Source organism: Parasphingopyxis algicola, from assembly GCF_013378075.1.
Classification (GTDB): Bacteria; Pseudomonadota; Alphaproteobacteria; order Sphingomonadales; family Sphingomonadaceae; genus Parasphingopyxis; species Parasphingopyxis algicola.
Genome location: NZ_CP051131.1, coordinates 568,976 through 594,896 on the forward strand (window position 1 = coordinate 568,976; position 25,921 = coordinate 594,896).

Below are 25,921 nucleotides of genomic sequence, written 5' to 3' on the forward strand. Positions count from 1 at the left end.
GTTAACCATTGCCCGCCTAGAAGCTTTCCCATCACCGGGACAGCCGAGGACGGGCAATGGAGCATATCAGCGAGTTTGTGGCGGAACGCGAAATCACGTTTCCGCTGCCGGGTTCACCCTCGATCGCGGTTATTCTGCCCTGCTATAATGAGGAAGCGGCGATCGCCCAGACGGTCGCCGATTTCCGTGCCGCGCTGCCCCAGGCCGAAATCTACGTCTACGACAATAACAGCTCGGACCGCACCGCCGAGGTTGCGGGCAAGGCCGGCGCCATCGTCCGTACCGAGCGGATGCAGGGCAAGGGTCACGTCGTCCGCCGCATGTTCGCCGATGTCGAGGCCGATATCTATATCATGGCCGATGGCGATGCGACCTACGAAGCGGCTGCCGCGCCGCGGCTCGTTCGCCGCCTCGTCGAGGAACAGCTCGATATGGTGGTCGGTGCGCGCAAGACCGAAGTCGAGGCCGCCTATCGCAGCGGCCACCGGCTCGGCAATGCGCTGCTCACCGGCATTCTGGCGCAGCTTTTCGGCCGCAGCTTCAACGACATTTTGTCCGGCTATCGCGTCTTTTCCCGGCGTTTCGTCAAGAGTTTCCCGGTGCTCTCCCAGGGTTTCGAAATCGAGACCGAGATCAGCGTCCATGCGCTCGAACTGAAAATGCCGGTAGCCGAGGAAGTCACCGAATACAGCGCGCGGCCCGCGGGTTCGGAGTCCAAGCTGTCCACCTATCGCGACGGCTTTCGGATCCTGCGGACGATGGCGACGCTCTTTCGCATGGAGCGCCCGGTGCTGTTTTTCGGCGCGATCGCCGGGCTGCTGGCACTGGCCGCGGTCATCCTGGCGATCCCGCTGGCGCTGACCTACGCGCAAACGGGTCTCGTGCCCCGGTTGCCGACCGCCATCCTGTCGACCGGCTTGATGCTGCTGGCCTCGCTGAACCTGTTCGCGGGATTGATCCTCGACACGGTCGTCCGGGGCAGGCGGGAGTTGCGCAGACTCTCCTATCTCGGCTTTTCTGCACCGGGATTGTCGCCCAAAGGCTAAGCCCTCTTGAAGCGCGGCGCATAAGTCGCAATGTTGGCCCGACCAGTTTTCCGGAAAGGCCCCTAATGATTGATCCCATCGAAAACGCGCTCGTTCCTATCGTCATCGAGCAATCGAACCGTGGCGAGCGCAGTTTTGATATTTTTTCCCGGCTCTTGCGCGACCGGATCATTTTTCTCACCGGGCCTGTCGAAGACAATATGGCCTCGCTGATTACCGCCCAGCTGCTGTTCCTTGAGTCGGAAAATCCGAAGAAGGACATCTACATGTACATCAATTCGCCGGGCGGTTCGGTGACGGCGGGCATGGCGATCCACGATACCATGCAATATATTCGGCCGCGCGTCGGCACCGTCTGCGTCGGCTTCGCGGCCTCGATGGGCGCGTTTCTGCTGACCGCCGGCGAACCGGGCATGCGCGTGGCGCTCGCCAACGCGAAGGTGATGATCCACCAGCCGTCCAGCGGGATGCAGGGCACCGCGGCCGATGTGGAAATTCACGCGAAAGAGCTGATCAAGACACGCGCGAAGATGAACGAACTGATGGCCAAATATACCGGCCAGCCGATCAAGGAGATCGAAAACAACGTCGATCGCGACAAGTTTTTCGATGCCGACGAAGCCAAGGCTTTCGGCCTTGTCGACGAAGTCTATGAAAAGCGCCCGGAAACCGAAGCCAAGGCGGACGGATAGGCCGGGTTAAACCATTAGGCATTTTTCTTGTGTAATAAGTCATTGTCTAGCCGGATAGCGACGGGCTAGACTAAAGGCGGTTGCGGCGATGCAGCCGGAGGGAATTGAGTATGACAAAGCTTAGCGGCGGCGATTCCAAGAGCACGCTTTATTGCTCTTTTTGCGGGAAATCGCAGCATGAAGTGCGCAAGCTCATAGCCGGGCCCACGGTGTTCATCTGCGATGAATGTGTGGAGCTGTGCAACGATATCATCCGCGAGGAGACCAAGGGCTCGATCGCGTCGAAGCGCGAAGGCGGCGTTCCGACGCCCGCCGAGATCTGCGAAGTCCTCGACGATTATGTGATCGGGCAGGACGGCGCCAAGCGCGTTCTCTCGGTCGCGGTTCACAACCATTACAAGCGGCTCAACCACGGTACGGCCGGTGGCGATGTCGAACTCGCCAAGTCGAACATCATGCTCGTCGGCCCGACGGGCTGCGGCAAGACGCTGCTCGCGCAGACGCTCGCGCGTATCCTCGACGTACCGTTCACGATGGCTGACGCGACGACGCTCACCGAAGCCGGTTATGTCGGCGAGGATGTCGAAAATATCATTCTCAAGCTGCTCCAGGCGTCCGACTACAATGTCGAACGCGCCCAGCGCGGCATCGTCTATATCGACGAGATCGACAAGATCAGCCGCAAGTCGGACAATCCCTCGATCACCCGCGACGTGTCGGGCGAGGGTGTCCAGCAGGCCCTGCTCAAGCTGATGGAAGGCACGACAGCGAGCGTTCCGCCCCAGGGCGGTCGCAAACATCCGCAGCAGGAATTCCTGCAGGTCGATACGACCAATATCCTGTTCGTGTGCGGCGGTGCTTTCGCCGGTCTCGAAAAAGTGATCTCGGATCGCATGCAGGGCAAGTCGATGGGCTTCGGCGCGCATGTCGAAGCGCCCGATGAAAAGCGTGTCGGCGAGGTTCTTCGCCATGTCGAGCCCGAGGATCTGCTCAAATACGGCCTGATCCCCGAATTTGTCGGCCGTCTGCCGGTGATCGCAACTCTCGACGATCTCGACGAGGATGCGCTGGTCCAGATCCTGAGCGAACCGAAGAATGCGCTGGTCAAGCAATATGCCAAGCTCTTCGACATGGAAGAGGTGAAGCTCGAATTCACCGACGATGCGCTGATCGCCATCGCCAAGAAGGCGATCGAGCGGAAGACCGGTGCCCGCGGTCTCCGCTCGATCCTCGAGGGGATCCTGCTTGATTCCATGTTCGACCTGCCGACCCTGGAGAATGTCAGCGAGGTCGTGATCGACAAGGATGTCGTCGAGGGACGCAAGGAGCCGGTCCGCGTTTTCGCAAAGGCCGAAGAAAAGACGGCCGACGACGCAGCCTGACCGCATTTTCCGCGGAAAAGCTGGCGAATCGGACCCTATCTGGTCGGCAGCCCGGCGCTGCCGATCCACATCGTTGCGACGGCCTGTGTTGAAGCCAGACGGCCGGATCTCCATATTGACGAAAAGTTGAAGTCCGGCGGCTAATCTGGCCGCCGAACTCATTGGAGTAACGAATGACTGTATCCCTTCCTGTCCTCCCGTTGCGCGACATTGTTGTGTTTCCGCACATGATCGTCCCGCTGTTCGTCGGCCGGGACAAATCCGTGGTCTCGCTCGAACGCGCGATGGCCGCCGACAAGACCATTTTCCTGGTCGCGCAGCTCGATCCGGCGGAAGACGATCCCGATCGCGACGCGCTCTACGATATCGGCGTCACCGCGACCGTGCTGCAGCTGCTGAAGCTGCCGGACGGTACGGTGCGCGTTCTGGTCGAAGGGCAGCAGCGAGCATCGCTGGACGATATCCATTATCGCGACGAGCATCTGATCGCCGATATCGAACTGATCGAGGATGAGACGGCGGAAGGCCCCGAGGTAGCCGCTCTCATGCGCTCCACGGTCGAGCAGTTCGAGAATTACGCAAAGCTCAACAAGAAGATTCCCGAGGAAACCGCCGTCCAGCTCGGCCAGATCGAAGAGGCCTCGCAGCTCTCCGATGCAGTCGCCGCGAATATCGGCGCCAAGGTCTCGGACAAGCAGACGATGCTCGTCGAGCGCGATCCGTCGAAGCGCCTCGAAATGGCGTTCGCCTTCATGGAGGGTGAACTCGGCGTGTTGCAGGTCGAGAAGAAGATTCGCAGCCGCGTGAAGCGCCAGATGGAGAAGACGCAGCGCGAATATTATCTGAACGAGCAGATGAAGGCGATCCAGCGCGAACTCGGCAACGAGGATGGCGAAGAGGGCGACGAGCTCGCCGAACTCGCCAAGAAGATCAAGGAAACCAAGCTTTCCAAGGAAGCGCGGACCAAGGCGCAGGCCGAACTGAAAAAACTGAAAGCGATGGCGCCGATGTCGGCCGAAGCGACGGTCGTCCGCAATTATCTGGACACGCTGCTCGGCTTGCCATGGGGCAAGAAGGCAAAGCTCAAAAAGGATATCGGCGAGGCGCAGAAGGTTCTCGACGAGGACCATTACGCGCTTGAGAAGGTCAAGGACCGGATCGTCGAATATCTGGCCGTGCAGGCCCGGACCAACAAGCTGAAAGGTCCGATCCTCTGCCTAGTCGGCCCCCCGGGCGTCGGCAAGACCTCGCTCGGCAAGTCGATCGCCCGCGCGACCGGCCGCGATTTCGTGCGCCAGTCACTGGGCGGTGTGCGCGACGAGGCAGAGATCCGCGGCCATCGGCGGACCTATATCGGTTCGCTGCCCGGCAAGATCGCCACCAACCTTAAAAAGGCCGGTACGTCTAACCCACTCTTCCTGCTCGACGAGATCGACAAGCTCGGGCAGGACTTCCGCGGCGATCCGGCGTCGGCGCTGCTCGAGGTTCTCGATCCCGAGCAGAATGACAAGTTCCAGGATCACTATCTGGAGATCGATCTCGATCTCTCGGATGTGATGTTCGTGACGACCGCGAACTCGCTCAACTTGCCGCAGCCGCTGCTCGACCGGATGGAGATCATCCGGCTCGCCGGCTATACCGAGGACGAGAAGGTCGAGATCGCCAAGCGTCATCTGCTGCCCAAGCAGATCGAGGCGCACGGGCTCAAGGAGGGCGAGTTCACGCTCGAGGATGCGGGCCTGCGCTCGATGATCCGGCATTATACGCGCGAAGCGGGTGTCCGGACGCTGGAACGCGAAATCGCGAAGCTCGCCCGCAAGGCATTGCGCGAAATCCTCGAAGGCAAGGCCGAATCTGTGACGGTCACGCCGGACAATCTGTCCGACTATCTCGGAGTGACGAAATACCGGTTCGGGGTCAGCGAGGAAGAGGACCAGGTCGGTGCCGTTACCGGGCTTGCCTGGACCGAGGTCGGCGGCGAACTGCTGACGATCGAAGCGGTGACCGTTCCCGGTAAGGGACAAATCAAGACGACCGGCAAGCTCGGCGAGGTGATGCAGGAATCGATCCAGGCGGCGATGAGTTTCGTCAAGGCCCGGGCGCCGAGTTATGGCATCAAGCCGAGCGTATTCGGCAAGAAGGACATTCACGTGCATCTGCCCGAGGGCGCGGTGCCGAAGGACGGACCGTCCGCCGGCATTGGCATGGTGACCGCGATGATCTCCACCCTGACCGGCATTTCCGTCAACCGCGAGATCGCGATGACCGGAGAGGTGACTCTTCGAGGACGGGTATTGCCGATCGGCGGCCTGAAGGAGAAGCTGCTCGCGGCGCTTCGCGGCGGCATCAAGACGGTCTTGATTCCAGAGGAGAACGAGAAGGACCTCGCCGAAATCCCGGCGAATATCCGCGAGGGCCTGGAGATCGTTCCGGTCGGTCATGTCGACGAGGTGCTGGCGCTCGCGCTGACCGGAGCGGTCGCGCCGATCGAATGGAGCGATGCCGACGAGATCGCGACCGACCCGAGTCCCCAAATCACGTCCGGCGTGTCGGGCGATGGGGAGCCCACTGTCCGTCACTGAAACGCAACAAATTAACCTTCATAATCCGGAAAGCTCGGAATTTTGGCGTTTTTGTTCGTCTTAGGGCTTTACAGCCATGGGTGAATTGGACTTAGATGGCGCCGTCGGCAACGCCGTGAGTCCAAATTTCTACGAAAAACACACACAAGGGGTGCGGAGAGCATGAACAAACAAGAACTTATTTCTTCTGTCGCGGATGCGTCCGGTCTGAGCAAGGCGGATGCCGGCAAGGCCTGCGAGGCCGTGTTCGACACGATCACCGGTGCGCTGAGCAATGGCGGCGAAGTCCGCCTGGTCGGCTTCGGAACGTTCTCGACGACGGAGCGCAAGGCTTCGACCGGCCGTAATCCGCGCACTGGCGAGCCGATGCAGATTCCGGCATCGACGCAGCCGAAGTTCAAGGCCGGCAAGGGCCTGAAAGACGCGGTCAACTAGACCGCTTTCCGGCCGCTCGGCCGGGCAGGGCGAGCGGCCGAGCCTTACAGGGCCGCAGGAAAATAGGCGGGTGCTCTTACGGTGCCCGCCATTTTTCTTTTGAACTGCCTCTTCGGGCAGTAACACGGACTGGAGCGGGCGCGTAGCTCAGCGGGAGAGCACTGCCTTCACACGGCAGGGGTCGCTGGTTCAATCCCAGCCGCGCCCACCAGTTCCGGCGATTGCGCCGCGATAAATCGGGCAAAAACCTGCTCGTAATTTAATTACAAACCATTGACGATCAGCCGCTGCGGCCCCTATGTGCGCGGCTGGCTGTAACGCCTGTCATGGCGACCGTAGTTCAATTGGTTAGAATGCCGGCTTGTGATGCCGGAGGTTGCGGGTTCAAGTCCCGTCGGTCGCCCCATTTTTGCCGGGTACGGATCGTCTGATCGCCGGCTACGCAGGAATTTGGAATGTCCGCGACCTGGGATCTCCCCGATTTTGACGACCATGAAGCCGTGCATCTCTTTCGGGATGTCGAGAGCGGTCTCAGTGCGATCATCGCGGTTCATTCGACGCATCTGGGGCCGGCGGCCGGCGGCGTTCGCTTCTGGCATTATGCCGACTCGACGCGCGCGATCACCGACGCGCTTCGCCTGTCGCGCGGCATGAGCTTCAAGAATGCGATGGCCGGATTGCCGATGGGCGGCGGCAAGGCCGTGATCCTGGCCGATGAGACGCGGACCAAGACGTCCGAGATGCTGCGCGCCTTCGGCCGCGCCATCGACAGCCTGGGCGGCCGCTATGTGACGGCCGAAGATGTCGGCATGACCGATGGCGACATGGTCGTGATCGGCAGCGAAACCGATCATGTCTCGGGATTGCCGGTGGAGATCGGAGCCGCCGGCGGCGATCCCGGGCCATATACCGCGCTCGGCGTTTTCCTGGGCGTGAAGGCCGCAGCCAAACGTGCGCTCGGCACCGACAGCGTCAAGGACGTCCACGTCGCCATACAGGGTGTCGGAAGTGTCGGTGGTGGCCTCGCAAAGCTGCTTGCCGCCGAAGGCGCCCGGCTGACCCTTGCCGACGTCAATGCGGACCGCGCCAAGGCGCTCGCCGCGGAATATGGCGGCGAAGCGGTTGCACCGGATGCCATTCTTACGATCGAAGCCGATATCGTCAGCCCCTGTGCTCTCGGCGCGATCCTTGACGAACAGAGTATCACGGCGCTGCGCTGTTCGGCGGTCGCCGGCGGAGCGAACAACCAGCTGGCGACTCCCGCCGACGGCCAGCGTATCCATGACCGCGGCATCCTCTTCGCGCCGGATTATGTCATCAATGCCGGCGGGATCATCAATGTCGGCCTCGAATATCTGGGGCAGGGCGATCAGCAGGAAGTCGAGGCGCGGATCGCGAAAATCCCCGAACGGCTCGAACAGGTCTGGCAGGAAAGCGAGGAGACCGGCGATCCCGCGGCCAATGTCGCCGACCGGATCGCCCGGCGCCTGATCGGCCGCGGCTAGACGATAACCGGCCGCTGCGGCCGCGACCGACGGCGCTCGCGGTAGAGGGTATACAGTCCGCTGGCGATGATGATCGCCGCGCCGGACCAGGTCGCGACGGATGGAACGTCAGACCAGATCAGCCAGCCCAGCGCGACGGCCCAGAGCAGTTGCGTATAATCGAACGGTGCGACGACGACGACCGGGGCAACGCGCAGCGAGGCCGTGAGCAGCAATTGGGCGGTACCGCCCAATATCGCGATCGCGATCATGATCGCCCAGCCCGTCCAGTCGTGCCCGGCGGCGAAGAAGGGTATGACGAACCCGGTGCCGACGGCCGATATCAACGTGAACCAGAATACGGTGGTGATCGCGCGTTCCGTCTTGCTGATCTGACGGATCGTGATGATCACGCAGGCGACGCCGAACGCCGATATCAGCGCGACCACCAGGCCATCGAGCGGCAAGGCCAGATCCTGCGGCTGCATGATGATCAGCACGCCGACGAACCCCATCGCAACCGCGCTCCAGCGGTGCCAACCGACCGTTTCGAGCAGGAAGATCGCCGACAGGAGAGTCGCAAAAATCGGCGCGGCAAAGCTGATGGCGGTCGCTTCGGCGAGCGGCAGCAGGGTGATCGCCCAATAGCCGAAGCCCATTGCGACGAATCCGATCAGTGCCCGCCACAGATGGGCGAGCGGCCGTCTGGTCTTGATGACCTCCAGGCCCGGCCGGAGCGCGATCCACAGGAACAGCGGCGGCAGTGCGAACGCGAATCGCCAGAATATCATTTCGATCGGGTGCAGGCCGTAGTCCGACCCGATTTTCACCATCGCCGCCATGAATGCGAAGACGGTGGCCGCCGATATGCGCAGTACGATCCCGGCGACGGGCCGTTGTTCGGGCGGCGAGAGATCGGTCAAGGGCGGCGAATGCCTCCGGGAGAAGGAGCGTGATCGGATGAAACGGATTCGCCGTCGTCTTATGCTTTTCCCCGGGCGGATGCTACGCTAAGAGACGCTGCCCATGCACGTTTTCGCCAATCCGACCCGGTTCCTGTCGATCGCCCGCCCGCTGACCCCCTGGCTGTTCTGGGGTGGTCTGCTGTTGACCGGTATCGCCTTTGCGATGGGCCTTTTCTTTTCGCCGCCCGATTATCTCCAGGGCGAGCTTGTCCGCATCATGTATGTGCATGTGCCGACCGCTTGGCTCGGCATGGGCGGTTGGACGGGTATCCTGATCGCGAGCCTGATGCAGCTGGTCTGGCGCCATCCGCTGGCCGGCATAGCGGCGCGCGCGATCGCGGCGCCGGGCGCGCTTTTCACGGCGCTTTGCCTGCTCACCGGATCGATCTGGGGCCGCCCCGCCTGGGGGACCTGGTGGATCTGGGACGGCAGGCTGACATCGATGCTCGTGCTGCTGTTTCTCTATTTCGGGTTCATGGCGCTCGCGGCGGCCAGCGAGGAGCGCGCCAGCATCGGCCGGGTCGCCGCAATATTTGGCGTGATCGGAGCGATCAACCTGCCGATCATCCACTATTCCGTCACTTGGTGGAACTCGCTGCATCAGCCCCAAAGCCTCACGCTCAGCGGATCGGCGATCGATAGTTCCATGCTATGGCCGCTGGGGATTGCGACTCTCGGCTTCACGATGCTTTTTGGCGCGATCACATTGTTCCGGATGCGCGCGATCATTGCCGACATCCGGATCGAGGCGCGGTTGCGCCGTCTGGCACAAGGATGACATGATGGAGCCGTGGCCGTTCATCATTGCCGCTTATGCATGCACGATCGCGGGCACTGCGATTTTGGCGATATGGAGTTTCGCGCGGATGCGCGCGACCGAAAACCGGGCGGCTGCGCTGCGCGAGGGTGACGGGCAATGAGAGCGAAGCATCAGCGGCTGACGCTCGCGATCATCGCCATCGTGGCGGTGGTCGCCGCCGGATTTCTCGCGCTGTTCGGTCTGCGCGACAATGCGGCCCTGTTCCGGACGCCGGCCGAGATCTCCGCCGAACCCGTGCCTGCAGGCCAGGCATTCCGGCTCGGCGGGATGGTCGCGCAAGGGTCTATCGAGGAGCTGCCGGACGGCGTGTCGATCCGTTTTCTGGTTCAGGACGCCGAGGCCCAGGTGCCCGTTGTCTATGCGGGGATCACGCCAGATCTGTTCGCCGAGAATTCCGGCGTTGTGGCCGAGGGCGCGCTCGACGCGAACGGCGTGTTCGTAGCCGACCATATTCTCGCAAAGCATGACGAGAATTACATGCCGCCCGAACTGGCCGATGTCGATCTGGTCGGAGACCCGCGCCAATGATCGCCGAAGCCGGTCTCGCCGCCCTGTGGCTCGCCGCCGCGTTGTGCGGACTTCAGCTGGTGTTCGGCGTGATGGCGCTCCGATCCGACGGCAGCGGGGCCGTCAGCGCGATCCGGCCGGTCGCGATCGTCCAGGGCCTCTTGACCCTGTTCTCGTTCGCGATGCTGGTCTGGCTGTTCCTGCGGACGGACCTGTCGGTCGAACTGGTTGCCGCGAACAGCCATTCGGCCAAGCCGTGGCTGTACAAATTTTCCGGCACCTGGGGCAATCATGAGGGATCGATGCTGCTCTGGGTGGCGATCCTCGCCTTGTCCGGATCGCTGGTTGCGATGTTCGAAAGCCGGCTCAAGGAACGGACGCTGACCGCGACACTAGCGGCGCAGGCGGCCATCGGCATCGGTTTCTACGCTTTCCTGATCTTCGCCTCGAATCCCTTCGCGCGCCTCAGCCCGGCCGCGCCGGAGGGCAGGGGGCTCAACCCCTTGTTGCAGGACCCCGGGCTCGCCTTCCATCCGCCGACTTTATATGTCGGTTATGTCGGTCTTTCGATCGCATTTTCCTTCGCCGTCGGGGCGCTGCTGACGCGCGATGTCGGGCCGACCTTCGCCCGCGCGATGCGACCATGGGTGCTGGCGTCCTGGATATTCCTGACGATCGGGATCGCGGCGGGCAGCTATTGGGCCTATTACGAGCTTGGATGGGGTGGCTGGTGGTTCTGGGATCCGGTCGAGAACGCGTCGCTGATGCCCTGGCTCGCCGCGACGGCCCTACTGCATTCGGTCACGGTTCTCGCGACCCGCGATGCATTGCGCGCCTGGACGATCATGCTGGCGGTCGTCGCTTTCTCCATGTCGATGCTGGGCACCTTCCTCGTCCGATCCGGTGTGCTGACAAGCGTTCACGCCTTTGCCGTCGACCCGCAGCGCGGGACGTTCATCCTCGGCCTGCTGATTCTCTATATCGGCGGCGCTCTGGCGCTCTATGCCATGCGCGTCGGCACGGTGCGGGAGGGATCGCAATTTGAATTTGTGAGCCGCGAAGGCGCGTTGGTGGCGAACAATCTTCTGCTCTCGGCGATCCTCGGCATCGTCCTGATCGGCACACTTTATCCGCTCGGCGTTGAGGCCGTGACCGGCGAGCAACTTTCCGTCGGCCCGCCCTATTTCAACGCCACGGCGGGGCCGCTCGCGCTGCTGCTCGTCGCGGCGATGGCGATCGGCCCGCTCCTGCGCTGGCGGCGCGACCAGTGGCGCAACGTGATGGGCCGCATTTCGCTGCCGGTGCTGGTCGCCGCGCTGGCGCTGATGGGGCTCGTCCTGCTGACGTCACCGATCGGCATCCTGCCGATGCTCGGGCTGATCCTCGCCGCCGGTGTCGCCGCGGCCAGCATCGCGCCGCTCTGGAAGCGCAACCTGCGCCGGACGCCGATGTTCGTCTATGGAATGGTGATCGCCCATCTCGGCATTGCCGTCAGCATGGCCGGCATGGCCTTCGAAAGCGCGTTCAGCGAGGAAGTGCTGGTCGCTGCCAGCCCGGGGGAAACTCACGAGGTGGGGCCCTATGCCGTAACCTTTGACGGGACGCGCCCGGTAGCCGGGGCGAACTGGACGGCGGTGGAGGGCGGCTTGACCGTACAGCGCGGGGAAGGCGAGGCATTTGTCCTGACACCGCAGTCCCGCATGTTCTCCTCGCCCCAGACCGAAACCAACGAAGCCGCGATCCGGACGGCCTGGAACGGGCAGCTATATACCGTACTCGGCAGCAGCGACGGAGCGGGACGCTCTCAGCTGCGCCTCTGGTGGAAACCGTTCGTGACCCTGATCTGGCTCGGGGCGCTGCTGATCGCGCTCGGCGGCTTGCTCTCGCTCATCGGCCGCGTCCGGCGCGAGCGGCGGACCATGGAACGCGAGGCATGGGCATGAGTACTGATCCGGCAATCGAAAAGCAGACGGCGGCAATGAAGCGCTTCATCCTCTGGGTGCCGCTCGCCATCGCGGCGATCTTTTTCGGCTTTTTCGCCTATGCCCTCTATTTCGGAAACAGCTCGCCCCAGCAGCGGGCGATCGAATCGCAGTTGATCGGCGAACCGATGCCGGAGTTCGCGCTCGAACCGTCGCTGGCCAGCCGTCCGGGACTGAGCAGCGCCGATCTCGCCACCGGCGAACCGCGGCTCGTCAATTTCTTCGCAAGCTGGTGCGTGCCTTGCATAGCCGAAGCGCCGCAACTTATGCAGCTTCGCGACGCCGGCGTCGCGATCGATGCGATCGCGGTGCGGGACCGCCCCCAGGATGTCTACGCTTTTCTCGAGCGATGGGGCGACCCTTATGAGCGGATCGGCGCCGACACGCAGAGCGAGGCGCAGCTTGCGCTGGGATCGTCCGGTGTGCCCGAGACCTTTGTCGTCGATGGCGATGGCGTGATCGTACACCAGCATATCGGCGATATCCGTCCCGAACATGTGCCCGAGATTCTGGCCGCGCTGGAGAATGCGCGATGATACGCTGGCTTGCGATAGTGCTGCTGGCCTTCGGGTTGAGCGGTCCGGTCCATGCGCAATCCCGGATGCCGGAAGCCGAATGGGCCAATCGGCAGCTACCCGATGCGGCGCAGGAAGCCGAAGCCAGAGAATTGATGGAATCGCTGCGCTGTCTCGTCTGCCAGGGCCAGTCGATCGCCGATAGCGACGCGGACATGGCGCAGGATATGCGCGCGCTCGTGCGCCGCCGCATCGCCGCCGGCGAGGAACCGGAGGAGATCCGCAACTGGCTGGTCGACCGCTACGGCCGATGGATCACCTACGACCCGCCGATCGACGGCGTGACATGGCCGCTCTGGCTGCTGCCGATAGCGCTGATCGGCGCGGGTGTCTGGCTCGCGCGCGGGCGGTTCCGCCGGCGTGGCAAGGAAAGCTGATGGGCTGGTTCGCGGCGGTCGGCCTGATCGCGCTCGTCCTTTTCTGGCTCTGGCGCCTCGCCGAGTTTCGCGGGCGACGGCTCGAATGGCTGGGCGCGGCGCTCCTGATCGGCCTGGCCGGTTACGCGTGGCAGGGCAGTCCTGTCCTGGAAGGGCAGCCGACCGAAAACCGGCGCGAACGTCCGCCAGAGGGCAGCACCGATATCAACGAGGAATTTCTCGACAATCGCGATGCAACCTCCGAGCGCTGGATCCAATTCGCCGAAGCGCTGAACCGGGTCGGCAATCACATGAATGCCGCCCATGCGATCCAGAACGGGATCGACAACGATCCCGACAATCCCGATCTCTGGGTGGCGCTCGGCAACGCGCTGCTGCTGCACGGCGAAGGGCAGATGAACCCGGCCGCGCAGCTGGCCTTCGAACGGGCGGCGCAGATCGCGCCCGAGCATCCCGGTCCGCCTTTCTTCCTTGGCCTCGCGCTCGCGCAAGCGGGCCGGCTCAACGATGCGGAAGCGACCTGGCGTACGCTGCTCGAACGCACGCCCGAGGATGCGCCCTATCGCGCCGATCTGGAAAGCCGGTTGGCGAGTATCGCCCGGGCACAGGGGCGACCGGTCGATGTTCCGGTTGCCCCCGCGCCCGAGGATGAAACGGGCGCTTAGTTGAACGGCAGGTCGAGCGCCTCGGCCACCGCCTCGTAACGAATCTTGCCGCCCGAAACGTTGAGACCGGCAGCGAGATGCGGATTGTCCGCCATCGCCTTGTCCGGCCCTTTGTTCGCGAGCTGGATGACATAGGGCAGCGTCGCATTGTTGAGCGCGAAGGTGGAGGTCCGCGCGACGGCTCCGGGCATGTTGGCGACGCAATAATGGATGACGCCTTCTTCCTCATAGACCGGGTCTTCATGCGTCGTCGGCCGCGAGGTTTCGAAACAGCCGCCCTGATCGATCGCGATATCGACGATCACCGAGCCGCGCTTCATGGTCTTGAGCATGTCGCGAGTGATCAGCTTCGGCGCCGCGCCGCCCGGAACCAGGACCGCGCCGACTACGAGATGCGCCGATTTGACGGCGGCTTCGATCGCCGCCTTCGACGCATAAGCGGTCTTGATCGTATTGCCGAAATGGGTGTCGAGCTCGGCAAGCCGGTCGTTGCTGATATCGTAGATCGTAACGTCGGCGCGCAGGCCGACAGCCATTTGCGCGGCGTTGAGGCCGGCGACACCGCCTCCGATGATGATGACCTTGGCGGGCGCCACGCCGGGTACGCCACCGAGCAGGATGCCGCGTCCACCTTGCTCTTTCTCGAGATAATGCGCGCCGGCCTGGACCGACATCCGGCCCGCGACTTCGCTCATCGGTTTGAGTAGTGGCAAGGAGCGGTTGGGCGAAGTGACCGTCTCATAGGCTATGCAGGTCGCGCCCGAAGCCATCAGCCCTTCGGTCTGCGGCTTGTCGGCGGCGAGATGGAGATAGGTGAACAGGATGTGGCGCGACTCGAGCATCGCGACTTCCTGGGCCTGTGGTTCCTTTACCTTCACGATCATGTCCGACCCGGCGAACACGTCGGCCGCGGTGTCGACGATCGTCGCGCCGACCGCGCGATAATCGTCATCGTCGAAATCGATGCCGCAGCCGGCCTTGGTTTCGACGATCACCTCGTGACCGGCCTGGATAACGTCGAAAACCGAGCCCGGGGTAAGCCCGACCCGATATTCGTGATTCTTGATTTCCTTGGGGATTCCGACGCGCATCGACGCCTCCTGAGATTGCTGATGGCAGGCCTATAGCGACCCGCGTTAAGCTTGTCCTCCCATTGCGGACCGCCGCGTCTCGTGATAGTGCGCGCGCTTTACCGCCGCCGGGCCAGAATGCCCGGCCAGTGCGGCTTACCCGGCATTCACAAGGGGCCGCGTCCGTAAAAAATGAGCGATTCGAAAACTGCTCACCCCGTCTCCGGTCCGCCGACGCGGGACCAGGCCGTCATCAAGCTCGCGCTTGGTGCGATCGGCATCGTTTTCGGCGATATCGGGACGAGCCCACTCTACGCATTTCGCGAGGCGTTTACCGGCCATCACCCGCTCGCGCTCGATGCGCTGCATCTCTACGGCGTTTTGAGCCTGATCTTCTGGGCGATGATGCTCGTCGTCACGATCAAATATGTGACGATCATCATGCGCGCGGATAATCGCGGGGAAGGGGGCAGCCTGGCGCTGCTGGCGCTGATGGGCGGGAAGAGTTCCGGCAAGAAGTGGAGCGCGGGCATCGTTATGCTCGGCGTGCTCGCCACCGCGCTCTTCTACGGGGATTCGATGATTACGCCGGCCGTTTCGGTGCTCGGCGCTGTCGAGGGTCTCGCTGTCGTCAACCCCTCGCTGAGCGGCTGGATCGTGCCGATCGCGGTTTTCATTCTGATCTTCCTGTTTTTGATCCAGCGATCGGGAACGGCGAAGGTTGGCGCATTTTTTGGTCCGATCATGCTGTTCTACTTCCTGACGATCTCGGTTCTCGGCATCCTCAGCATCGTACAAAACCCGGAAATTCTCTGGGCCTTCAGCCCGCATTACGCGGTACAGTTCTTCATGATGGAGCCGCTCAAGGCGTTTCTCGCGCTCGGCGCGGTCGTGCTCGCCGTGACCGGCGCCGAAGCGCTCTACGCGGATATGGGGCATTTCGGCCGTAAGCCGATCGGTGTTTCCTGGCTCGCCTTCGTGCTGCCCGCGCTGATCCTCAACTATATGGGGCAGGGCGCGCTGGCCCTGCGCGAAGGCGAGGCGATCATGGCCAACCCCTTCTTCATGCTGGCGCCGGCCTGGTTTCAGCTGCCGCTGCTGATCATCGCCACGCTCGCTGCGATCATCGCCTGTCAGGCCGTGATTTCGGGTGCTTTCTCGGTCACGCAGCAGGCCATCCAGCTCGGCCTCATGCCGCGCCTGAGGATCAACCATACCAATGCCAAGACGATCGGCCAGATCTACATACCGGTGGTCAACTGGGCGCTGATGATCATGGTCGTGCTGCTCGTGCTGACGTTCGGCAATGTATCGAACCTGACGGCCGCCTATGGCATTGCCGTGACCGGCGCCATGCTGATGGACACCTGCCTGCTCACCGTCTTGCTCTTCAGCTTCTGGAAATGGAACAAGCTCTGGGCCGGATTGCTCGTCGGTCTGTTTTTCACCGTCGACATCCTGTTCTTCGCCGCCAACCTCACCAAACTGACGGACGGCGGTTGGGTGCCGCTCGCGGTCAGCGGCGTCGCGTTCATCCTGCTGACGAGCTGGGCCAAGGGCCGCTCGCTGCTCATCGCCCAGATGCGCGAGACCGCGATGCCGGTCCAGGTCTTCGTCAAATCCGCCGCGGGCGAAGCGACCCGCGTTCCCGGAACCGCCGTCTTCATGACGACATCGCCCGAAGGCGTGCCGCATGCACTGCTGCACAATCTCAAGCATAACAAGGTGTTGCACGAGCGGATCGTGCTTCTGACGGTCTCGATCCTCGATCGGCCCCATGTCGCCGAGAAGGATCGGGTGAAATATGAGGATCTCGGCGCCGGTTTCTACCGGATCATCCTGCGCTACGGCTTCATGCAGGACGCCAATGTGCCCAAGGCGCTGGAGAAGGTCACGACTTGCGGTCCGCCGTTCCGCATGATCGAGACGAGTTTCTTCCTCGCCCGGCAGACGCTGTTGAGTTCGGAAAATCCGGGTATGGCGCCATGGCGCGAGAAACTGTTTGCCTGGATGCTGCGTAACGCGGAAACGGCAATGCAGTTCTTCCGCCTGCCGCCCAACCGCGTGGTCGAACTCGGCAGTCAGGTTGAGATCTAAGGGTTCGTCCGTGCGCGCGGCCATTATTCTCGCCGCAGGGCGGTCGCGACGCTTCGGAACCGCCAATAAGCTATTGTCCCGGTATCGGGGCAGGCCCTTGCTGCGATGGGCCATCGATGCTGCGCTCGGCGCACAGGTTGGGCGGGTGCTCGTCGTCATCGGCGCTGACAGAATCCGCGCTGCCAAGGTCGTCCATGCCGTCCGCAACGGCCGGGTGTCGGCCGTTTTCGCGCCGAACCACCGACGGGGTCACAGGGCCAGCCTGCTGCACGGGCTACGATCGCTTCGCGCATCGGAAGGCGAGGCCCTCGTCTTCCTCGGCGATATGCCGCTCGCGGATCATGGTCTGGCCACCCGTCTGGTTCGCGCAGCGCGCGGGGCCGGTATCGCGGTGCGCGCGACCCATCGCGGCATTCCGGGCCATCCCGTATTGATCCGCGACGTCAAAACGGTCGCCGACCGCCTGATCCGCGATGAGTCGCCATTCCGGAACGGCGAAGTCTTGCGTGTCGAATCGGGGCCGGAGGCGATCCGGGATATCGATCGTCCCGGCGAGCGGTTTTTCCGCGTGGGAGTCCGCCCAAGATGACTGGAGAAGCCGCGCCAATTATCGTGTCCGCCTTGTTCGGAGCGGAGGATTTCGCGTGGCTCAACGGCCTGCGCCGCCGGCACTTCCCGCCGGAACGCAACGTTATCGACGCGCATCTGACGCTGTTTCATCACCTGCCGCCAAGCGTCTCGCAGGAACTGAAAGATCGCCTCAACGCGGAAACGCGGGGTTCCTCGCCGCCAAGGGCGCGGTTGAGCGGATTGATGTCGCTGGGCCGCGGAGTGGCGTTCCGGGTCGAGAGTCCCGAGTTGGAAGCGATCCGCGATCGGCTGGCGGACGCATTTACCGGCTTGTTGACGCCGCAGGACCAGCAAAGCTGGCGCCCGCACGTGACGATCCAGAACAAGGTGGAGCCCGCCGAAGCGAAGGGGCTTCTCGAGCAATTGTCACGGGATTTCGCGCCGCGACCGTTGCAGATTGCCGGCCTGGCCAGCTGGTATTATCGCGGCGGCCCGTGGGAACCGTTGTCGACCCACAAATTTGCGCGCTGAGCGATTTTTCGGATCAGTCGATCTGGCCGATCCCCTCGCAGCTGAGGCCGAAAGCCTCCAGCCCGGCGTCGAGATAGGCGGCGAGCATCGGCATCTCCATCAACTGGTCCGCAGCCGGATCGCTGTCCGGATCGGCCGCCGCGGCCAGCGCTTCGTCCCAGTCCGTCGCCTCGAACGTACCGTTGCCGACCCAGGCCAGCGCGAGCACCTCGGCGATCTGGTCTTCGGCGAGATCGTCGAGCGCGGCCTCGATCTCCGCTTCGACCGAATCATTCTTCTCGTCGATCATCACGTCATATTCGTCGTCGGTCGAAACGGGGCCGTCTTCGTCCACCTCGTCGGGTTCGTTGGAGGGTACCTGCGCATCCCATTCCCGGGCCCGAACGATGATCCGGCAAATCATGTCGAGCGGTGTTTCGAGTTCCATTTTCGCGTCTCCTGCAAGCGGCGGGTCTACCGTTTCAACACTTTGCGGTCCATCAGGGTTCCCCGCTACGCCAAACCGGTTGACCGCAAAAGACGCGCTGCTTATAGGCCCCCAACGCCCGTTTGCGGCGCTCGCCTTGGTGCTTCAGGGCGGAGTAGCTCAGTTGGTTAGAGCAGTGGAATCATAATCCATGTGTCGGGGGTTCAAATCCCTCCTCCGCTACCAAGTTTCTCTTTTCCCCGTTCAAGCAATGCCAGCCTGTTGCGCGCTTGCGCCGGGGAAGGCAGGGCTCCTATCTCAGGCCCACAGTTTGAACAGGATACGACATGGCCGAAACGCATCGCACGAAAATGCTCATCCTCGGATCGGGCCCGGCGGGCCTCTCCGCGGCGATCTATGCCGCCCGTGCCGGCATGGAACCCATCGTTGTGCAGGGCATCGAGCCGGGCGGCCAGCTGACCACGACGACCGAGGTCGAGAATTATCCGGGCTTCGCCGACATCATCCAGGGGCCCTGGCTCATGGAGCAGATGCAGAAACAGGCGGAAAATTGCGGCGCGCGGATGATGTGGGATAGCATCATCGAGGTCGATCTTTCCGAACGGCCGTTCCGGATGAAAGGCGATGGCGGCGACGAATATGTCGGTGACGTTCTCGTCATCGCAACCGGCGCGCAGGCCCGCTGGCTCGGGCTCGACAGCGAGACGGCGCTGCGCGGCAAGGGCCTCTCCGCCTGTGCGACCTGCGACGGCTTCTTTTTCCGCGGCAAGAAGATCGCGGTGGTCGGCGGCGGCAACACGGCCGTCGAGGAGGCGCTCTACCTCACCAATCACAGCGACGACGTCACCCTGATCCATCGCCGCGACGAACTGCGTGCCGAAAAGGTGCTGCAGGACCGGCTGTTCGCCCATCCCGATATCACCGTTCTTTGGGATAAGACTGTGGATAAGTTTGTGGGTAATGGCGATCCCGAAGGGCTGGTCGCAATCGATCTCAAGGACACCAAGACGGGCGAAATCTCGCAGATTCCGGCGGAAGGCGGCTTTATCGCGATCGGTCACGATCCGGCGACCGAGCTGTTTCGCGGTCATCTCGAGCTCGATGAGGACAACTATATCGTCGTGGAGCCGGGCAGTACCCGGACGAGCGTTCCCGGCGTGTTCGCCTGCGGCGACGTAATGGACAAGATATACCGGCAGGCGGTGACCGCCGCGGGCACCGGCTGCATGGCCGCGCTCGACGCGGAAAAATTTCTCGCAGAAACCGAGTTCGAAGCCGAGCTGGAAACGGCCTAGAAGGTCTCGTCGAACCGCCGGAGCGCATCACGGCAGCTTTTTATCAGCTGTTCGAAATCGCCATCGCGCGCAAAACTGTGCGCGTCGGTGTCGATGACCTCGCGGCCGAACCGGGCCTCGCGGGAAAGCGATGCGAGCGCGCCCTTTTGCCATTCGTCATCGAAGCCGATGGCCGTGGCGTCGTCTTTCGCCAACACGATGTGTCCGGGTGTGTTCGATGCGGCGAGGGCTTCCGCGACGCGCTGGGCGAGACTGCCGTCGCTTTGCCGCGGTTTTGCGATCTTCAAAACGCCGGCGACGGCCTTACGATAGTCGATCCCGCCGGTCAGCAGGCGTTTCCAGCCGGCGAAACTCAGCAGTTGATCCCGATAATGGCTCTTGATGGCCGCTGCGGGCGGTTCGTTGGCCGCCGCTTCGACCACCCATGGATTGGCTAGGATCATGGCGTCGACGCCGCATTGGCGGTGATGGAGGCACAGCGTCGTGGCACCATCGCACAGGCCGAAGCCGACGATATACGAAAGGTTCGGCAGCTGTTCGCGAAAAGCGTCGACCGCCGCCTGGAGATCGGGCGCGCTGGCCTCGAACCCGGGATCCTCGCCCGAACTGTCGCCGACGCCGCGCCGGTCGTACCGCATCACCGGATACCCAGTCTTCGCCAGTGCGGCACCCAATTGGGCGAAGCCGCGATGCGCGCCGAAGCGCGTCTGACCGCCCCCGGTGACAATGATAACGCCGGTCTTGCCGTCTGCCGGGTCCAGCGACCCGACAAGCTGCTCCCCGCCACATTCAAAGGCGAATTGCGATCGCATCACCCCGTCCATTCCGCGATCGCGGTCGTCAGCGCGTCGGTCAGTTCGGCTGAACCGGTTGGCTCCGCCCGGCGCCACAATGGCGGACCGGCGATCTGGCGATCGGCGTCGCCATGCTCGGTTTCGAGACGGATGGTCCGGACGTCTGGAAGATCGGCGATATCGGCATCGCGAACTGCCGAGGCGAGGGCGGCGCTGACCGGATAGCCGCCGAGCAAGGTCGGGCCGTCCGTGAAGACGGCCTTCTGGGCCGCGCTGTCGAAGTCGGGATCGTTCAGGCTGCGCGACCGGATCAGGTCGCGGATCACACTTTTGCCCTGGCCCGGGGAAAAGCGCATATGCGGCAAGGCCGGCACGACGTCGTCGAGCAGACAGCCGCCGCGGACCGCGAATATTTCCGTTGCATCGCTTGCTTTCGCAGCATCATCGACCGCATGACGCCAATCCGTCCATTGTATCTCCGGCAGTTGGGCTTCGCTTTCGCCGGTACCGGGTAGGTCCGGCAAGTGTGTCGCAATGCCGCGACCGGCCAGCGCGCGCATCAGATCCGAGAGCAGTTTGCGCGTCCGGTTCAACTCCTCGAACAGGGGCGGAACGATCAGGATTTGGTGCCCGTCCGCCGGGCCGAAGCTCATCAGAGGATGCGCTGCACCCCGCGATTCATAGAACCAAAATCGCGGGGCAGGAGCTGTCACTTAAGTGTCTTTTGCCGGGCAAAGGTCAGGAGATTGCCGAAGGTTTCGAGTATCTCGGTCTCGAACTCGTCATCCTCGATCCAGATGTCGAGCCGATCCTCGATCTCGGTCAGGAGGCCGGCGACCGCCATCGAATCCAGTTCGGGTATGGCGCCGAACAATTCGGTGTCGGCATCGAAATCCGCGACCTGCGCTTCGGCAAGGCCCAAGATGTCGACCAGCACCGCGCGCAGCGTCTCATCGACCGTATCGGCGGCTTCAGATGCCATGAAAATTCCCCTGCAAACCCGATGCGCCCGCCTAATCGCTCGAAGCGCGGCGGACAAGACCCGAGAATCGGTGGCGGAGCAGGGGCAGCCAGGCTCGTGGCTGCCGCGGATTATAGAGTTTCAGTTCGTAGAGCGGGCGCGGCGCATCCATCCAGTCCGCCTTATACGGTTCGCTGCCGGTGCCGTAATCGATGATGTCGGGCTGATCCTCCTCGATGACGTGACGAAACATGGCCTCGCTCAGGATCGATCCGGGAGAATAGGACTTCGCGTTTTCGGCATAGGCGAGCTTGTGGATCGTCGCCCGGCCGTTCTCGACATGCCAGAGCTGCGCCGCCACCGGCGCCCCATCGCGATAGGCAATGCCGAGCCGGAGTGCGCCAGCCGAACCTTCGCTCTCTGCGAATGCCCGCATGAAGCCCCAGGAGCCTTCTTCGGGTTTCCAGCTCTGCGCATAGACTTTCCGGTAATCGTCCCAGGCTTGCCCGTCGAACGCACGATGGATCGCGATTTCGAGATTGGCCTTTTTGGCTTTGCGTTTTACCGTCGAGCGCAATTTACCTGGCCGCGCTTCCCAGAAGCTTTCGAAATCCTTGGGCGGCTGCAACTCCCAGTTTTCGCTCCAAACCGCTCTGACGGCTTTCCAGTCTGCCGTTTCGAATGCCCGTTCGATGGGCTCCGGATTTGCCAGGGGCGCAAGCTCGATCAACGCCAGCTCCTTGAGCGCTCCGGCGATCGCGACGAGGAGACTGTCATCTTCGCCTCGGCGAACGACGTCGAATGCCAGAGTATACCAGCTCGCCAGCGCCTCGGCACGCCGCGGGCCGGTCCGGCAGAGGAACAGCCATGCGGCAGAATCGCCGCGAAGGGCCCGGGCGACCAGCGGCGACCTCTCGTCGCTGCCGCAATGTTTCGACGTCATCTCGAACCATGCGATCCGATCGTAAAGGCTGGGCTGTTGCGAACGGTCGAGCGCATCGCCGGCATCGGCCATGACGTCGGCCAGGCTATCGAATAGCTTTACGTTAACTGTCATGACGCTATCCCGGTGATCGCTGCCCAGCCGCCCGTGCCCTCATTAGTTAACCGGAAGCAATGACGAAAACCTTAAATCCCGACCCCAGGCCGCTCGATCATCTGGCGTTACGCGGAGCGCCGGACGCGGTTGCGCTGATCGACAAGCAGGGCGAGCTGGATTTTGCCGGGCTGGAGGCGGCTGTCGGCGCATTGGCGGCATGGCTGCGGCGGCGCGGGCTCGAACCGGGCGACCGGGTCGCCAGCTGGCTGAACAAAACCCGTCTCGCCTGCCTGATGCCGCTAGCGGCCGCGCGGGCGGGCTTGGTCCATGTGCCGGTCAATCCGCTGCTGAAGCGCGCCCAGGTGGGTCATATCCTTGCGGATAGCCGCGCACGGCTGCTGATCGGCGGACAATCGCGGCTTGGCACGCTCGAAGAGGGCGATGTGCCGAAGGACTGCACGCCCGTGCCCGAAGGCGATGCGGCGCTGGAAGGGCAGGGGCTGCCACCGTCCGAGGCGGATCCGGACGACCTGGCGGCCATTCTCTACACATCGGGGTCCACCGGCCGTCCCAAGGGCGTGATGCTGAGCCATGCCAATATGTGGCTGGGTGCGGTCAGCGTCGCGCATTATCTCGGGACCGAGCCTGGCGACCGGACGCTGTGCGTCCTGCCGTTCAGCTTCGACTATGGCCAGAATCAGCTATTTTCGAGTTGGTATGCCGGGGCCTCGGTCGTGCCGTTCGACTATCTGATGCCGCGTGACGTCACAAAGGCCGTGCGCCGTCATGACGCCACAATTCTCGCCGGCGTCCCGCCACTCTGGGTGCAATTGACCGAGATCGACTGGCCCGGTGAAATCGCCGGAAAACTGCGGGTTTTGACCAATAGCGGCGGCAAGATGCCGGTGCCGCTGGTCCAGGCGTTGCGCGCCACGTTTCCGAACGCCGCATTGCATTCGATGTACGGGCTGACCGAGGCTTTCCGGTCGACGACGCTCGATCCGGCGTTGATCGACCGCATGCCGGACAGCATCGGCAAGGCCATTCCGTTTGCCGAGATCATGGTCGTCGCATCCGGCGGCGGCGAGGCGGACCCCGGCGAGGCGGGCGAGCTGGTGCATGCAGGCCCGCTCGTAGCGCTCGGTTACTGGCAGGATCCGGACCGCACGGCCCTGCGTTTCAAGCCGGCACCGGGCTTTTCGGACTATGGCGGCATGGCGGTCTGGTCGGGCGATACGGTCGTTCGCGACGAGCACGGCTATCTGCGCTTCGTCGGCCGCGATGACGCCATGATCAAGAGCGCGGGAAACCGGATTTCACCGAGCGAGATCGAGGATGCGGCGATCGAAAGCGGATTTACCGCAGAAGCCTGTGCTTTCGGGGTTCCCGACGAGCGGCTCGGACAGGCGATCATACTGGTCGTTCGGGGCGAGCGGGGTGACGCCGATGTCGGGTTGAAACGTTTTCTCAAGGCCGAGCTGCCAAATTTCATGCAGCCGCGCGAGATCGTGTGGCAGGAAGAATTACCACGCAATCCGAATGGAAAGCTCGATCGCACTGAAATTGAACGGAAATGGGGCGCATGAAACCGATTGGACCGATACCGCCGGCCTTTTCCGGGCAGCAGGGCGAGCTCGAAATAGGCGGGATCCCGGTATCCGAACTCGCCGAACGGGCGGGCCGGACCCCGTTTTTCGTCTATGATCTCGATCTGGCGACAGCCCAGGTCGAGCGGTTCCGGGCGGCGCTGCCCGCGGAAATTCATTTGCATTTTGCTGTTAAGGCCAATCCTCACCCATCTGTAATACAACATTTAATGGACAAAACCGACGGTCTCGACATGGCCTCGGGTGGCGAACTGGAACGGGTGCGCGACTGCGGCGCCGACATGGCGCATGTCAGCTTTGCCGGCCCGGGCAAGCGCGATCCGGAGCTGGAACTGGCTATTTCGCTTGGCGCTACGCTCAATCTGGAATCCGAAACCGAGGCGGAACGGGCATTGGCGATCGGCCATCGGCTTGGCGTCACGCCGCGGCTCGCGGTGCGCGTAAACCCCGATTTCGAACTCAAGGGTTCGGGCATGAGCATGGGCGGTGGCGCCAAGCCGTTCGGCGTCGACCAAGAGCGCGTGCCGGCACTGGTCGAGCATATCCTCGGCAAAGGCGCGGATTGGCGCGGTTTTCATATCTATTCGGGGTCGCAGTCGCTCGATGCCGATGCCATCTCCGAAAGCCAGGAGGCGAGTATCGCGCTCGCGGCCAAGCTTGCACTGGCGATCGGCGAAGCCCCGAAAAGCGTCAATCTGGGCGGCGGCTTCGGGATTCCGTATACGGCTAACGATACGCCGCTCGACGTCGAGGCCGTCGGCGCGCGCCTGTCCGAAGCCTTGGCTGGCCGCGACCCGATCCTCGCCGACACCCAGTTCATGATCGAGCTCGGGCGCTGGCTCATCGGCGAGGCGGGCGTCTATATCGCGCGGATTCTCGACCGCAAGATGAGCAAAGGCGCGCTCTTCCTCGTGACTGACGGCGGTATGCACCATCATCTCGCCGCGTCGGGGAATTTCGGCATGGTGATGAAGCGGAACTACCCGGTGGCGATCGCCTCGCACATGGACGGCGAGGCCGTCGAAGAGGCCACGGTCGTCGGCCCGCTCTGCACACCGCTCGACCGGCTGGCCGCCGACATCGCTGTCCCGCGGGCCGAGATCGGCGACTATGTCGCTGTGTTCGCGTCGGGCGCTTATGGTTTAAGCGCAAGTCCCGTAAACTTTCTCAGCCATCCGACTGCGGCGGAGATCGTGGTTAAGGGCGGAAAAATAACCAAATAACTCAACATGAATTTAACCCTTTCCGGTGCATGACGCATCCGAGAAAGGGCCGGAATCCCCGCGCGTTTTGCGGAGGATGACGTCATCGGCCCGGAAAAGAAGGGCCTGATGATGCGCGTCAAATCCACCAAGATTGCCTTTTGCATGGGCGTTTCCGCCTTCGCGCTGGCCGGTTGTGCCGGCGGCTCGGGGCAGGAATTGCCGCCCGCTTCCTTCGTCAGCACTAATCAGGGGCCGGGCGAGGAATATGTGATCGGCCCGCTCGACGAACTGACCATTTTCGTTTGGCGCAACCCGGAGCTCGGCGCGGAAGTGCAGGTTCGCCCGGACGGCCGGATCACCACGCCGCTGATCCAGGACATGGTGGCCGTGGGCAAGACGCCGGCGATGCTCGCCGATGATATCACGGTCATGCTCGCCCAATATATCACCGAGCCGCGCGTGTCGGTGATCGTCAACGAATTTTCGGGCACCTACGCCCAGCGTGTCCGCGTGATCGGCGCCACCGAGGAACCGGCATCGATCCCGTACCGGGCGAACATGACGTTGCTCGACGCGATGATCGCAGTCGGCGGCCTGTCGGAGTTTGCATCCGGCAACCGCGCCCGGCTCGTCCGGCACGACCGCGCGACCGGCGAACAGCGCGAATATGATCTGCGCATTTCCAGCCTGCTGCGGCGCGGCGACACGACGGCCAATGTCGATCTTCAGCCCGGCGACGTGATCATCATCCCCGAAAGCATGTTCTGATCGAACGCGCCCCGGTCCCTCATTCGCGAAAGGCGACGAGCACGA

The 25,921-nt window shown here is 63.1% G+C and carries 27 protein-coding genes and 3 tRNA genes; 23 read left to right on the forward strand and 7 right to left on the reverse strand.

What is annotated here, in order from left to right; genetic code table 11:
* The first annotated feature begins 56 nt into the window (after window positions 1-56).
* From HFP57_RS02815 to HFP57_RS02850, 8 genes are all read left to right on the forward strand, one after another.
* Window positions 57-1,046, forward strand: coding sequence for a glycosyltransferase family 2 protein (locus HFP57_RS02815; protein ID WP_176868383.1), 990 nt, complete (start codon window positions 57-59; stop codon window positions 1,044-1,046).
* 65 nt (window positions 1,047-1,111) lie between these two features.
* Entirely contained in the window at window positions 1,112-1,738 is a 627-nt protein-coding gene (locus tag HFP57_RS02820) for an ATP-dependent Clp protease proteolytic subunit (protein ID WP_176868384.1), read from the forward strand.
* A gap of 110 nt (window positions 1,739-1,848) precedes the next feature.
* Window positions 1,849-3,120, forward strand: a complete 1,272-nt coding sequence (clpX, locus tag HFP57_RS02825; protein ID WP_176868385.1) for an ATP-dependent Clp protease ATP-binding subunit ClpX — start codon at window positions 1,849-1,851, stop codon at window positions 3,118-3,120.
* Window positions 3,121-3,293: 173 nt separating this feature from the next.
* Window positions 3,294-5,702 (forward strand): endopeptidase La, encoded by a 2,409-nt coding sequence (gene lon, locus HFP57_RS02830; protein ID WP_176868386.1) that lies wholly within the window; start codon window positions 3,294-3,296, stop codon window positions 5,700-5,702.
* Between the two features lie 162 nt (window positions 5,703-5,864).
* Window positions 5,865-6,137, forward strand: a complete 273-nt coding sequence (locus HFP57_RS02835) for an HU family DNA-binding protein (protein ID WP_176868387.1) — start codon at window positions 5,865-5,867, stop codon at window positions 6,135-6,137.
* Between the two features lie 136 nt (window positions 6,138-6,273).
* Window positions 6,274-6,348 (forward strand) — tRNA-Val (locus tag HFP57_RS02840).
* A gap of 118 nt (window positions 6,349-6,466) precedes the next feature.
* Window positions 6,467-6,543 (forward strand) — tRNA-His (locus HFP57_RS02845).
* Window positions 6,544-6,592: 49 nt separating this feature from the next.
* On the forward strand, window positions 6,593-7,642 hold the full coding sequence (locus tag HFP57_RS02850) for a Glu/Leu/Phe/Val family dehydrogenase (RefSeq protein WP_176868388.1): 1,050 nt from the start codon (window positions 6,593-6,595) through the stop codon (window positions 7,640-7,642).
* Here the strand turns inward: HFP57_RS02850 and HFP57_RS02855 are convergent.
* The gene (locus HFP57_RS02855) at window positions 7,639-8,544 is read right to left on the reverse strand and encodes a DMT family transporter (RefSeq protein ID WP_176868389.1); all 906 of its coding nucleotides are present in this window, start codon (window positions 8,542-8,544) and stop codon (window positions 7,639-7,641) included. The genes HFP57_RS02850 and HFP57_RS02855 overlap by 4 nt on opposite strands.
* A 103-nt stretch (window positions 8,545-8,647) precedes the next feature.
* Here HFP57_RS02855 and ccmC point away from each other — a divergent pair, with 103 nt between their 5' ends.
* From ccmC to HFP57_RS02890, 7 genes are read left to right on the forward strand one after another with little or no spacing between them, the layout of a single operon-like run.
* Window positions 8,648-9,364 carry a heme ABC transporter permease CcmC gene (gene ccmC / locus HFP57_RS02860; protein ID WP_176868390.1) on the forward strand — a complete coding sequence of 239 codons (717 nt, stop codon included), beginning with the start codon at window positions 8,648-8,650 and terminating at the stop codon, window positions 9,362-9,364.
* 1 nt (window position 9,365) lies between these two features.
* A complete protein-coding gene (locus HFP57_RS02865) occupies window positions 9,366-9,506 on the forward strand; it encodes a hypothetical protein (RefSeq protein WP_176867844.1) in 141 nt (46 codons plus the stop codon).
* Window positions 9,503-9,934 carry a cytochrome c maturation protein CcmE gene (gene ccmE, locus HFP57_RS02870; RefSeq protein ID WP_176868391.1) on the forward strand — a complete coding sequence of 144 codons (432 nt, stop codon included), beginning with the start codon at window positions 9,503-9,505 and terminating at the stop codon, window positions 9,932-9,934. Before HFP57_RS02865 ends, ccmE begins: the two co-directional genes overlap by 4 nt.
* Window positions 9,931-11,856: a heme lyase CcmF/NrfE family subunit gene (locus HFP57_RS02875; protein WP_176868392.1), complete on the forward strand. Its 1,926-nt coding sequence runs from the start codon at window positions 9,931-9,933 to the stop codon at window positions 11,854-11,856. Before ccmE ends, HFP57_RS02875 begins: the two co-directional genes overlap by 4 nt.
* Window positions 11,853-12,431, forward strand: a complete 579-nt coding sequence (locus tag HFP57_RS02880; RefSeq protein ID WP_425500725.1) for a DsbE family thiol:disulfide interchange protein — start codon at window positions 11,853-11,855, stop codon at window positions 12,429-12,431. Before HFP57_RS02875 ends, HFP57_RS02880 begins: the two co-directional genes overlap by 4 nt.
* Window positions 12,428-12,847, forward strand: coding sequence for a cytochrome c-type biogenesis protein (locus HFP57_RS02885; RefSeq protein WP_176868393.1), 420 nt, complete (start codon window positions 12,428-12,430; stop codon window positions 12,845-12,847). Before HFP57_RS02880 ends, HFP57_RS02885 begins: the two co-directional genes overlap by 4 nt.
* Window positions 12,847-13,512: a tetratricopeptide repeat protein gene (locus tag HFP57_RS02890; RefSeq protein WP_176868394.1), complete on the forward strand. Its 666-nt coding sequence runs from the start codon at window positions 12,847-12,849 to the stop codon at window positions 13,510-13,512. Before HFP57_RS02885 ends, HFP57_RS02890 begins: the two co-directional genes overlap by 1 nt.
* Here HFP57_RS02890 and ald read toward each other — a convergent pair.
* On the reverse strand, window positions 13,509-14,603 hold the full coding sequence (gene ald / locus HFP57_RS02895; RefSeq protein WP_176868395.1) for an alanine dehydrogenase: 1,095 nt from the start codon (window positions 14,601-14,603) through the stop codon (window positions 13,509-13,511). The two genes, HFP57_RS02890 and ald, sit on opposite strands and share 4 nt — an antisense overlap.
* Before the next feature lie 171 nt (window positions 14,604-14,774).
* Here ald and HFP57_RS02900 point away from each other — a divergent pair, with 171 nt between their 5' ends.
* Genes HFP57_RS02900 through HFP57_RS02910 form a run of 3 tightly spaced genes read left to right on the forward strand, consistent with a single transcriptional unit; the run spans window position 14,775 to window position 17,780 of the window.
* Window positions 14,775-16,679 (forward strand): potassium transporter Kup, encoded by a 1,905-nt coding sequence (locus tag HFP57_RS02900; protein WP_176868396.1) that lies wholly within the window; start codon window positions 14,775-14,777, stop codon window positions 16,677-16,679.
* 10 nt (window positions 16,680-16,689) lie between these two features.
* Entirely contained in the window at window positions 16,690-17,268 is a 579-nt protein-coding gene (locus HFP57_RS02905) for a nucleotidyltransferase family protein (RefSeq protein ID WP_176868397.1), read from the forward strand.
* Window positions 17,265-17,780, forward strand: coding sequence for a 2'-5' RNA ligase family protein (locus HFP57_RS02910; protein WP_176868398.1), 516 nt, complete (start codon window positions 17,265-17,267; stop codon window positions 17,778-17,780). The genes HFP57_RS02905 and HFP57_RS02910 overlap by 4 nt, the downstream gene beginning before the upstream one ends.
* Before the next feature lie 13 nt (window positions 17,781-17,793).
* Here the strand turns inward: HFP57_RS02910 and HFP57_RS02915 are convergent, their stop codons facing one another.
* Entirely contained in the window at window positions 17,794-18,207 is a 414-nt protein-coding gene (locus tag HFP57_RS02915; RefSeq protein ID WP_176868399.1) for a DUF3775 domain-containing protein, read from the reverse strand.
* 148 nt (window positions 18,208-18,355) lie between these two features.
* Between HFP57_RS02915 and HFP57_RS02920 the strand changes: the two genes are divergently transcribed.
* Window positions 18,356-18,432: transfer RNA gene (locus HFP57_RS02920), tRNA-Met, on the forward strand.
* A gap of 125 nt (window positions 18,433-18,557) precedes the next feature.
* The gene (gene trxB, locus HFP57_RS02925; RefSeq protein WP_176871113.1) at window positions 18,558-19,502 is read left to right on the forward strand and encodes a thioredoxin-disulfide reductase; all 945 of its coding nucleotides are present in this window, start codon (window positions 18,558-18,560) and stop codon (window positions 19,500-19,502) included.
* Here the strand turns inward: trxB and HFP57_RS02930 are convergent.
* From HFP57_RS02930 to HFP57_RS02945, 4 genes are read right to left on the reverse strand one after another with little or no spacing between them, the layout of a single operon-like run.
* Entirely contained in the window at window positions 19,499-20,314 is an 816-nt protein-coding gene (locus tag HFP57_RS02930) for a hydrolase 1, exosortase A system-associated (RefSeq protein ID WP_176868400.1), read from the reverse strand. The genes trxB and HFP57_RS02930 overlap by 4 nt on opposite strands.
* Entirely contained in the window at window positions 20,314-20,949 is a 636-nt protein-coding gene (locus HFP57_RS02935; RefSeq protein ID WP_176868401.1) for an alpha/beta hydrolase family protein, read from the reverse strand. The genes HFP57_RS02930 and HFP57_RS02935 overlap by 1 nt, the downstream gene beginning before the upstream one ends.
* Before the next feature lie 56 nt (window positions 20,950-21,005).
* Complete coding sequence (locus HFP57_RS02940) at window positions 21,006-21,278, reverse strand: phosphopantetheine-binding protein (protein WP_176868402.1); 273 nt, start codon at window positions 21,276-21,278, stop codon at window positions 21,006-21,008.
* Window positions 21,279-21,309: 31 nt separating this feature from the next.
* Window positions 21,310-22,314: a GNAT family N-acetyltransferase gene (locus HFP57_RS02945; RefSeq protein WP_176868403.1), complete on the reverse strand. Its 1,005-nt coding sequence runs from the start codon at window positions 22,312-22,314 to the stop codon at window positions 21,310-21,312.
* Between the two features lie 59 nt (window positions 22,315-22,373).
* On the opposite strand from HFP57_RS02945, the gene HFP57_RS02950 reads away from it, so the two are divergent.
* The 3 genes from HFP57_RS02950 to HFP57_RS02960 all read left to right on the forward strand — a co-directional run bounded on the left by HFP57_RS02950 (window position 22,374) and on the right by HFP57_RS02960 (window position 25,876).
* Complete coding sequence (locus HFP57_RS02950) at window positions 22,374-23,882, forward strand: acyl-CoA ligase (AMP-forming), exosortase A system-associated (protein ID WP_176868404.1); 1,509 nt, start codon at window positions 22,374-22,376, stop codon at window positions 23,880-23,882.
* Complete coding sequence (locus HFP57_RS02955) at window positions 23,879-25,126, forward strand: pyridoxal-dependent decarboxylase, exosortase A system-associated (RefSeq protein ID WP_176868405.1); 1,248 nt, start codon at window positions 23,879-23,881, stop codon at window positions 25,124-25,126. The genes HFP57_RS02950 and HFP57_RS02955 overlap by 4 nt, the downstream gene beginning before the upstream one ends.
* A 111-nt stretch (window positions 25,127-25,237) precedes the next feature.
* On the forward strand, window positions 25,238-25,876 hold the full coding sequence (locus HFP57_RS02960; RefSeq protein WP_425500749.1) for an XrtA/PEP-CTERM system exopolysaccharide export protein: 639 nt from the start codon (window positions 25,238-25,240) through the stop codon (window positions 25,874-25,876).
* Window positions 25,877-25,921: the final 45 nt, after the last annotated feature.